This window comes from Flavobacterium sp. LAR06 (assembly GCF_041946075.1).
Classification (GTDB): domain Bacteria; phylum Bacteroidota; class Bacteroidia; order Flavobacteriales; family Flavobacteriaceae; genus Flavobacterium.
Genome location: NZ_JAUTYT010000005.1, coordinates 110,429 through 125,017 on the forward strand (window position 1 = coordinate 110,429; position 14,589 = coordinate 125,017).

At 37.8% G+C, this 14,589-nt stretch carries 10 protein-coding genes; 7 read left to right on the forward strand and 3 right to left on the reverse strand.

The window, feature by feature from the left end:
* The first annotated feature begins 302 nt into the window (after positions 1 to 302).
* The gene (locus Q7C23_RS08940; RefSeq protein ID WP_375032191.1) at positions 303 to 1,535 is read left to right on the forward strand and encodes a PQQ-dependent sugar dehydrogenase; all 1,233 of its coding nucleotides are present in this window, start codon (positions 303 to 305) and stop codon (positions 1,533 to 1,535) included.
* Positions 1,536 to 1,629: 94 nt separating this feature from the next.
* Here the strand turns inward: Q7C23_RS08940 and Q7C23_RS08945 are convergent, their stop codons facing one another.
* The 3 genes from Q7C23_RS08945 to Q7C23_RS08955 form a co-directional block, all read right to left on the reverse strand.
* Complete coding sequence (locus Q7C23_RS08945) at positions 1,630 to 2,154, reverse strand: hypothetical protein (protein ID WP_375032192.1); 525 nt, start codon at positions 2,152 to 2,154, stop codon at positions 1,630 to 1,632.
* A 46-nt stretch (positions 2,155 to 2,200) separates the two neighbouring features.
* On the reverse strand, positions 2,201 to 2,680 hold the full coding sequence (locus tag Q7C23_RS08950; protein WP_375032193.1) for a hypothetical protein: 480 nt from the start codon (positions 2,678 to 2,680) through the stop codon (positions 2,201 to 2,203).
* A 301-nt stretch (positions 2,681 to 2,981) separates the two neighbouring features.
* Positions 2,982 to 3,350 (reverse strand): response regulator, encoded by a 369-nt coding sequence (locus Q7C23_RS08955; RefSeq protein WP_375032194.1) that lies wholly within the window; start codon positions 3,348 to 3,350, stop codon positions 2,982 to 2,984.
* 438 nt (positions 3,351 to 3,788) lie between these two features.
* On the opposite strand from Q7C23_RS08955, the gene Q7C23_RS08960 reads away from it, so the two are divergent.
* From Q7C23_RS08960 to Q7C23_RS08985, 6 genes are all read left to right on the forward strand, one after another.
* Positions 3,789 to 4,211 (forward strand): response regulator, encoded by a 423-nt coding sequence (locus Q7C23_RS08960; RefSeq protein ID WP_375032195.1) that lies wholly within the window; start codon positions 3,789 to 3,791, stop codon positions 4,209 to 4,211.
* A gap of 153 nt (positions 4,212 to 4,364) precedes the next feature.
* Positions 4,365 to 5,807 carry an ATP-binding protein gene (locus Q7C23_RS08965; protein ID WP_375032196.1) on the forward strand — a complete coding sequence of 481 codons (1,443 nt, stop codon included), beginning with the start codon at positions 4,365 to 4,367 and terminating at the stop codon, positions 5,805 to 5,807.
* A gap of 4 nt (positions 5,808 to 5,811) precedes the next feature.
* On the forward strand, positions 5,812 to 6,240 hold the full coding sequence (locus Q7C23_RS08970) for a response regulator (protein ID WP_375032197.1): 429 nt from the start codon (positions 5,812 to 5,814) through the stop codon (positions 6,238 to 6,240).
* A 76-nt stretch (positions 6,241 to 6,316) separates the two neighbouring features.
* Entirely contained in the window at positions 6,317 to 12,676 is a 6,360-nt protein-coding gene (locus tag Q7C23_RS08975; protein WP_375032198.1) for a HAMP domain-containing protein, read from the forward strand.
* Between the two features lie 27 nt (positions 12,677 to 12,703).
* Positions 12,704 to 13,924 carry a response regulator gene (locus tag Q7C23_RS08980; protein WP_375032199.1) on the forward strand — a complete coding sequence of 407 codons (1,221 nt, stop codon included), beginning with the start codon at positions 12,704 to 12,706 and terminating at the stop codon, positions 13,922 to 13,924.
* 153 nt (positions 13,925 to 14,077) lie between these two features.
* Complete coding sequence (locus Q7C23_RS08985) at positions 14,078 to 14,569, forward strand: YybH family protein (RefSeq protein ID WP_375032200.1); 492 nt, start codon at positions 14,078 to 14,080, stop codon at positions 14,567 to 14,569.
* Positions 14,570 to 14,589: the final 20 nt, after the last annotated feature.

The window sequence follows — 14,589 nt, forward strand, 5'->3', positions numbered from 1 at the left end:
ATGCATCGTCATAATATATTAATTCGTTTACCTCACGTCTGCCAAGTCTATTTCAGAATAAAAACTAAAAGTTAAGACTATTATTGAAAGTGTTTGTTATCTAAATAATAAGTTTTTAAAAAAGAAGCAACGTTTAATATTGCTATTCAAATAAATTCGAAAAATATATTTTAACCTGATTTACAATAAATTGTATAAAATTTACGATTAATTATATAAAGTTATTCGTTTCAGATTTTGGATATTTGATGCAAATAACTGGCATTCAATTAATTGATTATTAATCCTTAACCTACATATCTATGCTACACCGTAACTATATTACTATTTTCTTGAGTGCCTTGCTTATTGCTTGTGGCTGCTCAAATGATAAAGATCCTGTTGTAAATCCAGATCCCGGAACACCTACAAACCCTGTTGAAAACAATCCGGCTAACACCACGTATAGTCCGGCCTTTGCAGGACAAACGCGAATTGGTGGTTTACAAACCAATACCGGCTACGAAGGAAAAGTCATAACTTCATCCTTGACTAGTCCGTGGGGAGTAAAAAGTCTTCCTGATGGAAGATTATTGGTTACTCAAAAAGCGGGAACAATGCGTATTGTTACTGTCGCAGGAGAGGTAAGCAGTCCAATAACGGGAATTCCAACGGTGAATCCTGACGGTCAGGGAGGATTGTTAGGCTTGTGTCTTGATCCTGAATTTTCTTCCAACCGAATGATTTACTGGGTTTTTTCAGAAGCATCATCAGGCGGAAATCAGACTTCAGTAGCCAAAGGGAAATTATCGGCAGATGAAAAAACGATAGAAGGCGCGATCGTAATTTATCGTGCTAATCCAGCAAATCCTAGTAATCTGCATTATGGTGGACGTATCCTTTTTGATCAAACCGGAAATTTGGTTGTTAGCACAGGAGAACGTTCTGTATTACAAACAAGACCATTAGCGCAATCTGTAACAGCTGCATTGGGAAAAGTAGTAAGAATAACAAAAAACGGACAGGCTGCGTCAGGTAATCCAACCTTTACAGGAGCCGGTGCTTTGCCGGAATTGTATTCGATTGGGCACCGAAACCCACAAGGACTGGCCCTTAATCCGGTGACCAACGAAATATGGTTGGCTGAACATGGACCAAGAGGAGGTGATGAAATTAATCGCCTGAAAGCAGGAGCAAATTATGGATGGCCTGTTATTACATACGGAATTGAATATAGCGGAGAAAAAGTAGGAGCGGGGATTCAGAAACAAGACGGTATGGAACAACCGGTTTATTATTGGGACCCGGTGGTCTCACCAAGCGGAATGACTTTCTACACAGGTAATCGTGTTCCGGAGTGGCAAAATAACCTTTTCATTGGAGCTTTAAGCGGTATGCACATTGTTCGCCTTGCCATTGAAAACAATAAAGTGATTGGCGAAGAAAGACTTTTAGAAGGAGAAGGCCAACGTTTTAGAGATATTACACAAGGTAATGACGGAGCCTTATATGCAATCACAGATCAGGGTCGACTTTATAAAATTGACAAGAAATAAAATATAAATAAAATAGAATTTAAAATGGCGCTATAGAGGTGCCATTTTTTGTTTCGCCAATTAGTATAAGAGATTTTCCTTTTTTGAATTTTGTTTACTTTGGTGCAAAATAAGTATCGGTTAGCAAAATAACGGTTAAGGAAATGGCGTAAACTGCAGTTGCAATAAGGGCAAAAATAATATGGGCGATAAACAATTGTATGTAGTAACCTTTATAATCAATTGGAGGCTGATAGTGGGAAATTTTAAAAAGTATCATCCAGCTGACGATACCTGTAATTCCACTGGCAACACCTAATAAAAGCCCATGTAAAAAAGTTAATTGTATTATATTATGTGCCCAAAAATAATGATAAATAGTTACAAAGACGACTCCAATACCATAATGGATCAGCCAGCTCAATGTGTTTTTGGAAGTCATGGAGAGGTTGATTTTTAAGTTACGCATCAAATAAGTCAGCAATAAAGGTTCTTTGTATAATTCTCTGTATTGAGCTGATACTGCATAACTAAATAAGGTCATACTTGTTGTCGCGGCAATTGATACTATTATGATTTGAATAATTAGGTAAAAATCCATAATTGGTGTTTTTGGAGTATAAAAAGCAATGTATTTCATCTAATGTTCTTTATTCCTGAAAATAGATGAAACACAGCAATTGCTATTAAGTATTCGCATTTGAATAATCTGTTTCAATGCCTTTTTTTTCTTGTTCTCGATTTCGAATATTTTGCTCTTCTCTATCAAGATCAGGATTATTGAGATGATCGCCTTCAAAATCATTAAGGTCATTGTCTGCCATATCATCATTGTATGAGTCATTGTTTTTGTAGAGATCATCTACGCCAAGATTTCTATCATCGTTAGCATCAGGATCGCCTTTATCCAGGTTATTTTGATTTTTGTCCAGATTATTTTGATCATCATAGATTTCTTCTTCTTCCTCATCTTGTTGTAGGGCATCTAAGAATTCCTGATCCAAATCCTCCTCATCATTTGTAATAGCATCATCTTCGTTTACTATAGTTTCTTTCTCCGGATGGTCATCGTCTAACGGAATGTTTTCGTACTGATCAACATAACTTGTGCTTTCATCCAGTGGTTCTTTGACTGACGATTCGGTAGTTTGATTTAAAGTGTTCATCTCTATTGGTTTTTAATTATTACTAGTTCTAATTTTATAAACCAAATTTAGATTTGAAAAACGACTTTTGTTTACAAGATTCTAATTTGTAATTGTATAATTATCAGTGTTTTGATTTGAATAGATGCGATGAGACAAAACATCTCGTACAAAGAAAATAAGGAAGGAGTCTCAAGTTGAGATTGTGCTATGTAACTTAGTAAACAGCAGGGAAGTCAATTAAAAGTAAAAAGCCGATAAAGTATGGCTTTTAAAAAAGTTTTTGTCGTAATCAACAGGAAATTTTTTCTTCAAAAAAACATTATAAAATGTCTTTTAGAATATTTTTAAGTTCATTAAAATTACTTGGTTTTGTAATATAATCTTTAGCATCCAGTAATTTCGCCAGACTCCCTGATACCGGGGCCGTAGAAAATATAATAACAGGAATATTTTTGATTGTCTCTCTCTTTTTTATTTCTGCCAAAAGCTCGATCCCGCTCATCAAAGGCATATTAATATCAAGGAATATCAAATCAGGTTTGATTTCGTTATCTGCCAATTTTTGAAGTGCTTCAATAGGATTATGAAGTGCCATATATGCCGCTGTTGAGACCGCCTCCAGTGCCTGCTGAAAGAATTCACAATCATCTGAATCGTCATCAATTTGCAAAATATTTTTATACTTCATAGGTGGGCTATTTGTGTTTGAATTTTTCATCAAATATGTCTCCTAGTAAATTTAAATCTTTTTATGGATAATAAAGTAATTTTTGGACTGTTTTTTTATTGAATCATAAGATTATGATTACTTTTTTAAATTGGAGAGACCAACAAAACTTGCTTCAAAAACAAGGCTCCTATTTTAGTCTTATCTTTCATTATAATGTTGAGATTAAACTTTTCGAGAATGGGTAGTAATAATTATATAATTTTTCACCTATAATTCCAATGTGTTTAAGCAAAAGCAAAAGCGCTCGTACAAAATCTAATTTAAGATTGAAACCATATAACATTAATCTGAAATTATGTAAAACCATAAAAATTAATACTTCCATATTTGTAGGTCATATTGAATAAAATTTAAAGCGAAACATGGAGTCTATTTTTAATTTAAAAGAAAGAATTATTGAAAGAACTTTACACACCAGAAGTGCCTAATAAGCATAGGACTTATAGCAATATACTACAAATTGATGATGATTCAGATGATTGTGAGTTATTCATGGAAGCGCTGGAATCAGTCTCTATGGCCACCTATAGCGCAATTCATGATCCGGTAGAAGCATTGCGAAAATTAATGCAAGGGGAAATTTCTCCCGATGTTATTTTTCTGGATTTAAACATGCCCCTTATGTCCGGTCTTGAATTCTTAACTGAAATAAAAAAGGAAGAAGGATTAAAAGAAATTCCGATTATTATCTTTTCGACCTCGCAACTGGATGATATCATTCGTGAAGCTATAGCGCATGGGGCCGATGATTTTATATCCAAACCAAACAATTTTAACGACTTAAAGAGAATTTTAAGTCAATATACTTTTTCAGTTTAAATGCTGGCAGGTTTATCATTGCTTGTAGCCGTGGAAGGTTCATCAATACCAACGGCACTTGCAAAATATTTAGGGAATAGTTTATTATTTTTCTTAATTTTATTGAGTAAACGATTGTTGTATAGTGTGATATGGCCTTTTAATTGTAATTAAATGAAATTATCTACTCAAATTTTTGTGGCTTTTACTTTGGTAATTTTGTTGTCCGTTGCGGACTCTTATACCAATTATTTGCTATCGAAAAAAGTGCAATTGAACTCGCAGTTTCTGGCCAGATCTGAGGAGATTATTCGCAATTCTAATAAAACCCACAAATCGATTATCGAAATGCAGAGTGCTTTTCGCGGTTTTCTGCTGACAGAAGATTATACATTTTTAGATTCTTATTTTATCGGATTAAAAAAAGTGCCTTTACTCATAAAAGAACAGGAAATTCGTATTGGAACTAAGAATGAGCAACGGGCAATATTAGATTCTATCAGTACGCTTCATAGCGATTGGGTTCGATACTCAAAAGAGTTGATAAAGAGTCGAAAAGAATATCCGTCTTCTTATATGAATCTTTTTAATACTTCGCTAAAACGACATGTCGGTAAAAATATAAATGACGCTATTACCGGGAAGTTCACGCGATTTGATAAAATCGAATATAAACGGAGAAAACACCATACGGAGATGTTACTGACTTCGCTAAAATACGCACATACTTTTTCTTTTATATTTCTGACACTCACCGTTATAGTAGGATTTTTAAGTACAGTGTTTATTATGTATATCACCAATAAAAGGATTACCGCTATGGTTCGTCTTGCGGAAAATATTTCAAAAGGGAATTTTACAATGGTGAAAGATACCAGAAACGATGAGCTGACTGCTTTGTCAAAATCGCTTAACAGAATGTCTGGTAAGCTGGATAAAAATATTCATGAACTTAAAAACAGAAACGCTGAGCTCAACAAATTTGCGTACGCGGTTTCGCATGATCTCAAAGCACCAATCCGTGGAATTCACAACGTTGTGAGCTGGATTGAAGAGGATCATGAAAAGGAACTATCGCCAGAGATTAAAAGATATCTCAGCATTATTCCGCAAAAAACAAGACGCATGGAAGCACTTATTAATGGTTTACTGGATTATGCCCGTCTGAACCTGAAAGCGCCTTCAGAAAATATAGATACAAATGCTCTGGTACGTGAAATTGCAGCTTCTGTTGTTCCGAGAAATTTTAAACTTGAAATAGGGAATCTTCCCAGTTTATTTACCGAAAGAATCAAACTTGAACAGGTATTTGCCAATTTGATTAGTAATGCCGTAAAATATACACCACAAGAAGACGGAGTGATTCAGATAAGCTGCGAAACATTTGGGGGCGTTCATGAATTTTCTGTTAAAGACAACGGAATTGGAATTGCAGTTGAATATCACGAAAAAATATTCGAAATTTTTCAGACATTACGCGAGCAAAATGAGCAGGAAAGCACTGGGGTGGGACTGGCAATCGTAAAGAAAATAATTGATGATCAGCAGGAAAGTATTATAGTTAAATCAAAATTGGGCGAAGGTGCCGAATTTATTTTTACATGGAGAAATAATTAAGCGTATGAAAAAGCCAACGATTTTATTAATTGAAGATGATGAACTGGATGTGATTAGTGTAGAACGGTCTTTAAAGAAATTAGAAAGTGAATATGTACTTCACACGGCTTATAACGGAATTGAAGCCTTAAAAATCCTGAGAGAGCCGGAATTAGCATTAATTCCCGATGTGATTCTACTGGATATTAACATGCCAAGAATGAACGGAATAGAATTTCTTAAAGTATTGCGGGAAGATAAAAAGCTACAAGATTTAAAAGTGTTTATCATGACAACCTCTTCGGAGGAAATGGATCGTTCAGAAGCAGAAAAATTAGGAATAGCAGGTTATATCATAAAACCGCTTAATTATAATGATAACACCAAACGATCAGATTCTATGGACGCGTTTGTGCAATTTCATTTAAGGAAAATATTGTTTGACGAAATTTAAAACCTGAGATCATCATCAGGTAAGCTAAAATATAAAGTATCAGATTTTTTTAATCATTCGATAAAGAATTGGGAATATGAAAAAAACAAACGAAATTAATATTGAAGAAGTTCAGGACATCCTTGAATTCCCGATTATTTCAGGAGATAAACCTTCGCAGGCGAGAGGGAAAAAGGAAGATTCAGAAGAATCTATTTTGACTGATGCAGAGTTTTTAAAGATTTTGCTGAAAGTCAAAAACGGTAATTTCACTCAGCGTTTCCCAACGGATCAGAATGGGATAAAAAGATCAATCTGCGATACTTTGAATGAAATCATCGACCTGAATGAACGTATGGTTTTTGAGTTTCAAAAGGTTGGAAAAAGCATTGGTAAGCAAGGAAAACTGACCAATCGCGTTGCACTTGACGGTGCGAGAGGTTCGTGGAGTTCCTGCGTTGATTCGGTAAATACGCTGATTTCAGATCTGGTGCATCCAACGATTGAAATTGCACACGTAATCACCTCGGTGGCAAAAGGAAATTTATCTCAGGAAATGCCGCTTTCTATTGAAGGAAATCCATTGCAGGGAGAATTCCTCAGAATTGCAAAAGAGGTAAACGGAATGGTAAAACAGCTGAATCTGTTTTCGATGGAGGTTACCCGTGTGGCACGTGAGGTAGGTACAGAAGGTAAACTGGGAGGTCAGGCAAAAGTGAGAGGTGTTGGTGGTGTTTGGAAAGATTTGACCGACTCGGTAAATAAAATGGCAAGTAACTTAACGGGTCAGGTACGTAATATTGCCGATGTAACAACGGCTGTAGCAAAAGGAGATTTATCTAAAAAGATAACCGTTGACGTAAAAGGAGAAATTCTGGAGTTGAAGAACACCATCAATACGATGGTGGATCAGCTGAACTCGTTTTCATCTGAGGTAACCCGTGTGGCGAGAGAGGTAGGAACCGAAGGAAAACTGGGTGGTCAGGCACAGGTAAAAGGAGTTGGAGGAACCTGGAAAGATTTAACGGACTCCGTAAATCAAATGGCTTCTAACTTAACCGGTCAGGTGCGTAATATTGCCGATGTAACAACGGCTGTGGCAAAAGGAGATCTTTCTAAAAAAATTACAGTAGACGTAAAAGGAGAAATTTTGGAGTTGAAGAACACCATTAATACGATGGTGGATCAGCTGAATTCCTTTTCTTCTGAGGTTACGCGTGTGGCGGTAGAGGTTGGTTCTGAAGGAAAACTGGGAGGTCAGGCAAAAGTAAGAGGAGTTGGTGGTGTTTGGAAAGATTTGACCGATTCGGTAAACCAGATGGCATCAAATTTAACAGGTCAGGTAAGAAACATTGCCGAGGTAACAACAGCGGTGGCAAAAGGCGATTTGTCCAAAAAAATTACAGTAAACGTTGCGGGAGAAATCCTCGAACTTAAAAATACAATTAATACCATGGTGGATCAGCTGAACTCCTTTGGTGCCGAGGTAACCCGTGTGGCACGTGAGGTAGGTTCAGAAGGTAAACTGGGAGGTCAGGCCAAAGTAAAAGGGGTTGGTGGAACCTGGAAAGATTTAACCGATTCGGTGAATCAGATGGCCTCGAACTTAACGGGTCAGGTGCGTAATATTGCCGAGGTAACCACTGCGGTGGCGAATGGAGATTTATCCAAAAAAATTACGGCTGTAGCTGAAGGGGAAATTCTGGAGTTGAAAAAAACCATTAATACGATGGTGGATCAGCTGAACTCTTTCTCTTCTGAGGTTACGCGTGTGGCACTTGAGGTAGGAACAGAAGGAAAACTGGGAGGTCAGGCGAAAGTAAAAGGAGTTGGAGGAACCTGGAAAGATTTAACAGACTCCGTAAATCAGATGGCATCCAACTTAACGGGTCAGGTGCGTAACATTGCTGAGGTAACCACAGCGGTAGCAAAAGGAGATTTATCACGCCAGATTACCGTAGATACAAAAGGAGAGATCCTGGAGCTTAAAAACACTATTAATACCATGGTGGGCCAGCTGAATTCATTCGCCTCTGAGGTAACCCGTGTGGCGCGTGAGGTGGGTACCGAAGGAAAACTGGGAGGTCAGGCGCAGGTGGAAGGTGTTGGTGGAACCTGGAAAGATTTGACGGATTCGGTAAATCAGATGGCATCGAATTTAACAGGTCAGGTACGTAATATTGCTGAGGTAACCACAGCGGTAGCAAAAGGCGATTTATCACTCCAGATTACCGTTGACGTAAAAGGAGAAATCTTAGAGCTTAAAAATACAATTAATACCATGGTGGATCAGCTTCGAGGCTTTGCTTCGGAGGTAACCCGTGTATCAAGAGAGGTAGGTACCGAAGGAAAACTGGGAGGTCAGGCGAATGTGCCCGGTGTTGCCGGAACCTGGAAAGATTTAACGGATTCGGTGAATCAAATGGCAGGAAACCTTACCGCTCAGGTACGTAACATTGCCGATGTGGCGATTGCCGTGGCCAACGGGGATATGTCCCGAAAAATTACCGTTGACGTTCGTGGGGAGATTCTGCAATTAAAGGAAACCCTGAATACGATGGTGGACCAGCTTCGTGAGTTCGCATCCGAGGTAACCCGTGTGGCCCGTGAGGTAGGAACGGAAGGAAAACTGGGAGGTCAGGCCAATGTACCGGGAGTTGCCGGAACCTGGAAGGATTTGACCGATTCGGTGAATCAGATGGCGGGTAACTTAACCACTCAGGTACGTAATATTGCCGAGGTTACAATTGCCGTGGCCAACGGAGATATGTCTAAAAAAATTACGGCCGACGTTCGTGGAGAAATTCTTCAATTAAAAGAAACCGTAAATACGATGGTGGATCAGCTTCGAAGTTTTGCTTCGGAGGTAACACGTGTATCCAGAGAGGTAGGAACAGAAGGAAAACTGGGAGGACAAGCGTTCGTACCGGGAGTTGCGGGAACCTGGAAAGATTTAACGGATTCAGTGAATCAGATGGCCTCTAACTTGACAGGTCAGGTGCGTAACATTGCCGATGTAACCAAAGCCGTAGCTAATGGTGACCTTTCCAAACAAATTACCGTTGACGTAAAAGGGGAGATTCTGGATTTGAAGAATACCTTCAACACGATGGTGGAGCAGTTGAATTCGTTTTCATCTGAGGTAACCCGTGTGGCGCGTGAAGTGGGTACGGAAGGAAAATTAGGAGGACAATCAGAAGTAAAAGGGGTTGCGGGAACCTGGAAAGATTTAACAGATTCGGTTAACCTGATGGCATCCAACTTAACGTCGCAGGTACGTGGAATTGCAAAAGTGGTAACCTCCGTAGCAAAAGGAAATCTGAAACAAAAACTATCTATTGATGCCAAAGGTGAGGTGGCGCAATTAACCGATACGATCAACGAAATGATTGATACGCTGGCAACCTTCTCCGATCAGGTAACAACCGTAGCGCGTGAGGTAGGAGCAGAAGGAAAACTGGGAGGTCAGGCCAATGTACCGGGAGCTTCCGGAACATGGAAAAACTTGACCGAAAACGTAAATCAGCTGGCAGCGAATTTGACCACGCAGGTACGTGCGATTTCTGAGGTGGCTTCTGCAGTTACACAAGGGGATTTAACGCGAACGATTGGTGTTGAAGCAAAAGGTGAAGTAGAGGCGCTTAAGGATACCATCAACCAAATGATTTCAAACCTGAAAGCAACAACCTTACGAAATCAGGAACAAGACTGGCTGAAATCGAATTTGGCTAAGTTTACCCAAATGCTTCAGGGGCAAAAAGAACTGAATTCGGTTACCAAAAAAATCCTTTCTGAATTGGCAACCGTTGTAACCGCCCAACACGGACTCTTCTATATTTTGCAGGAAGATGAGAATTTTGAGGACTCAAAACTGAACCTAATTGCGTCTTATGCCTATATCAAAAGAAAGAATTCTCCAACGCAATACGCTATGGGAGAAGGTCTTATTGGTCAGGTGGCGATAGAGAAAGAAAGAATTATTCTGAGCAATGTTCCAAAAGATTATATCAGAATCAATTCGGGTCTGGGTTCTGCCAAGCCTCAGGATGTAATTATTTTACCGGTTTTATTTGAAGGACAACTTAAAGCTGTTATTGAATTGGCTTCGCTTGATACTTTCAGTCAGACACACTTAGATTTCTTAGAAGGACTTACGGAAAGTATTGGAATTGTACTAAATACAATCGAATCGAACTCCAGAACAGAAGAACTTTTGGTACAATCACAATCGTTGGCAAGCGAGCTAAAAAGCCAACAGGAAGTACTGAAAAATACCAACGAAGAACTGGAAGAAAAAGCCTTCTTATTAGCCAATCAAAAAGAAGAAGTAGAGCTCAAAAATCAAGAAGTTGAGGTGGCCAGAAAAGCTTTGGAAGAAAAAGCAGATCAGCTGACTTTAACTTCCAAATACAAATCGGAGTTCCTGGCCAATATGTCGCATGAGCTCAGAACACCGCTTAACAGTTTGCAGATTTTAGCCAACGAATTAATCGCCAACAGAGATGGAAATCTTTCAGAAAAACAGATTCAGTTTGCCAAAACGATCAACTCTTGTGGAGACGATTTAATTCAGTTAATTAATGATATTCTGGATCTTTCGAAAATTGAATCCGGTTATATTTCTGTGGATTACAATCCAATTAGTTTTGATGAAATCAGCCGATTTGTGGAATCCACTTTTAATCCTATTGCAGAAGCCAAACATCTTCGTTTTAAAATCAGTATGGATGACGAACTTCCGGAATTGATCGAAACCGATTCACAGCGATTAAATCAAATTTTGAAAAACCTGCTGTCGAATTCATTCAAGTTTACCGAAAAAGGAGAAGTACAATTAAAAATATACAAAGCCAATAACAATTGGAAAATGGCAAATCTTAGTCTGGATAAAGCAGAAGCAGTTGTGGCTTTTGAAATTTCGGATAGCGGAATTGGAATTTCCAAAGAAAAGCAAAATATCATATTTGAAGCTTTCCAACAGGCCGAAGGTTCAACGAGCCGTAAATATGGGGGAACAGGTTTGGGATTATCCATCAGCCGTGGACTTTCAGATTTATTGGGTGGAAGTATTGAACTGGAAAGTGAAATGAATGTTGGAAGTAAATTTACGCTGTTTCTGCCTCTGCAATACGTTGATATTTCTGAAATTATAGATATTGATGTAGAAGAAGAAATAGATCTTAAAGGCCGTATCAAATCATTGCCTTCAGAGAAGTTTAACCGCTCTGATATTGATTTGTTCTTTGTAGATGAAATAGGGGATGACAGAACCGATATTAAACCCGGTGATAAAATCTTATTGATTGCAGAAGATAATCTGACCTTTGCCAAGATTATGCTCGAGCAAGCGCATATTAACGGAATTAAAGCGATTGTAACCACAAAAGGGAATGATGTGGTTGATTTTATAAATCAGTTTCATCCGCATGCGATTACCATGGATTTGAATATGCCGGATACCAGTGGCTGGAAAATTCTCGATCGCCTGAAAACCGATTTCAATTTACGACACATTCCGGTTTATATTATTTCTGGTGAAGATGAGCGAAACAAAGGCCTTAAACGCGGTGCCAGAAACTTTTTCCTGAAACCGGTTAAGAACGATTCGCTGTCGTATCTTTTTAATGATATTCACGATTTCAAAAATAAGAAGATCAAAAATCTGTTGGTTGTAGATGACAATGAACAGGAACTGAGCAGAATTGTAAATGCAGTTGATGGTGATGATATTAGAATTTCGAGTGCAACAACAGCAGCTGAAGCAGTTAAATTGATTCAGGAAAAATCATTTGATTGTATTATCTTAGATTTGGTTTTACCAGATGCAGACGGACTCGATATTATTACCGATCTGGAGAATAATATTGCCGGACAGGAAACTGCCATTATTATACATTCAGCGGCAGATGTCAATAAAAAACAGCGCTCAAGACTGAATCGATTTGCGCATAGTATCATTACGAAAAGTGCCGGTTCGATGGAAGAATTGATCGATCAGACCGCTTTGTTTATGCATCGTGTTCATAAAGAACTACCAGATGAAATGAAAGAAATCATCGAATCTTTTTACTTAAGAGAAGATGTGCTGCCGGGCAAAAAAGTATTATTGGTTGATGATGATGTGCGTAATCTTTTTGCCTTGACTACCGCTTTAGAACGATATGGATTGGACGTAATCAGCGCCGAAAGCGGTCAGGAAGCAATTGATCTTCTCAATGAGAGTAAAGATATAGATATTGTTTTGATGGATATTATGATGCCGGAAATGGACGGTTACGAAACCATGAAACGCATTCGTAAAGATGCCAGACACAAAGATCTTACCATTATTGCCGTAACAGCAAAAGCAATGAAAGGCGATAGACAGCGTTGTATAGAATCAGGGGCTTCAGATTATATGACGAAACCTGTAAACGTGGAACAATTGTCTTCGCTAATGCGTGTGTGGCTTAAATAATAATTTCATATTCATTTCAAAATAAGAATGGGAGACGCAATTAAAATCTTAATAGTCGATGACAAAAAGGAAAACCTGCTTTCGTTGCAGGTTATCCTGGCTGATCGTGGTTACCAGTTTGTTGAAGCAACATCAGGGAAAGATGCGTTGCGGATCCTGCTGAAAAACCAGGATTTTGCTATTATCCTAATGGATGTACAAATGCCTTTGATGGATGGTTTTGAAACGGCTGAAATGATTCGGCAAAGTGAAAAACTAAAACACGTTCCCATCATCTTTTTAACAGCCAATATGAACACCAATGAATACATTTTCAAAGGATATCAGTCTGGCGCTGTTGACTATATGATCAAGCCATTGTCTCCGGAAATATTGCAGGCAAAAGTGATGGTTTTCACTGAATTGTTCCGAAAAAACCAGGAATTAAGAAAGAAGGAAGAAGAAACCCACGCCCTGAACGAAATGATTTTAAAAGCTAATAAAGAACTTGCTTCTCAATACGCAGCAATTGAAAAACATGCTGATGAACTGAAAAAGAAGAACATGGAACTTGATGCGTTTACCTACATATCAAGCCATGATTTGCAGGAGCCGCTGCGTAAAATTCAGACTTTTGCCAATCTTATTATGTCTAATGAATATGCTAATTTATCGGATGATGGTAAAACGAAATTTGATCGGATTTTATACGCCTGCAACAGAATGCGAGAGCTGATTAACAGTCTGCTTACTTTTTCGAGAGCCACTCTGGTGGACAGAAGGTATGAAACAGTTGATCTGAATACCATTATTAAAGATGTAAAAGAGGCACTGCATGAAAATCTACACGAAAAAGGAGCTATGATTACAACGGATTTTCATGATACGGCTAAAGTGATTCCTTTTCAGTTTGTGCAATTAATGGAAAACCTGATTCATAATGCTATCAAATTTGCAAAAACAGAAACACCATTAGAAATTACAATAAAAAGCCGTTTGGTGAATGGACTTGATTTACAAATTGAAAACCTGTCAACAGCTGTAAATTATTGTCACATTAGTTTTGAAGATAACGGAATTGGATTTGAAGCGCAGCATAGCGAGAAAATTTTTGGTGTTTTTCAGAAATTGCACGGCAGGGATGTGTACGAAGGAACCGGAATTGGACTGGCAATAGTTAAGAAAATTGTAGAAAACCACAATGGTCATATAAATGCTGTGGGCGAGCCTATGCAGGGCGCGACCTTTAATATTTATATTCCTTATTAGGCAGAATGAGGTAATGGTATGTTTTATTCTTTAGCATAAGATTTATTCATCCATCCGTATTTTATGGATTTAGTTTAATATTTTTAAGATAAAAGATCTGATATTGAGATTTTTATAGTACTTTTAAGTTGTAATACTTTAATTTTTTATCATATGAAAAACAAGATTTTAAATGGATTATTATTAGGAAGTGTGCTGATTTCAATGTTAGCCTGTAATACTAAGAAGGAGGACGAAAAACCTGTCGTAGTAGTTGATAAAGAACAGGTAAAAAAGGAAATCCAGGCAAAAGAAGATGAATTTGCGGCAACTTACAATTCTGGTGAAGCTAAAGAAATTGGATACTATGCTGATGATGCTATAAGTTATTACCAAAACAGAAAACCTTTGGTGGGTAAGAAGGCGATTGGTGAGTTCCTGATGGCTGATTTAGGAACAAATTCTAATAAAATTTCTTTTAAAACGAATGAAGTTTTTGTTTCAAATGATGGAAATCAGGTAGTAGAAAGCGGTTCTTTTACCGTAACAGATTCCGTTAGTAAAACTGTTATTAATACCGGAAATTATCTTAGTTTATTTGAAAAAAGAAACGGTAAATATGTTTGCGTCAGAGATATGAGTGCTTCAGATATAGAGGCAAGATAAAAAGATCAAAATTCATAAAA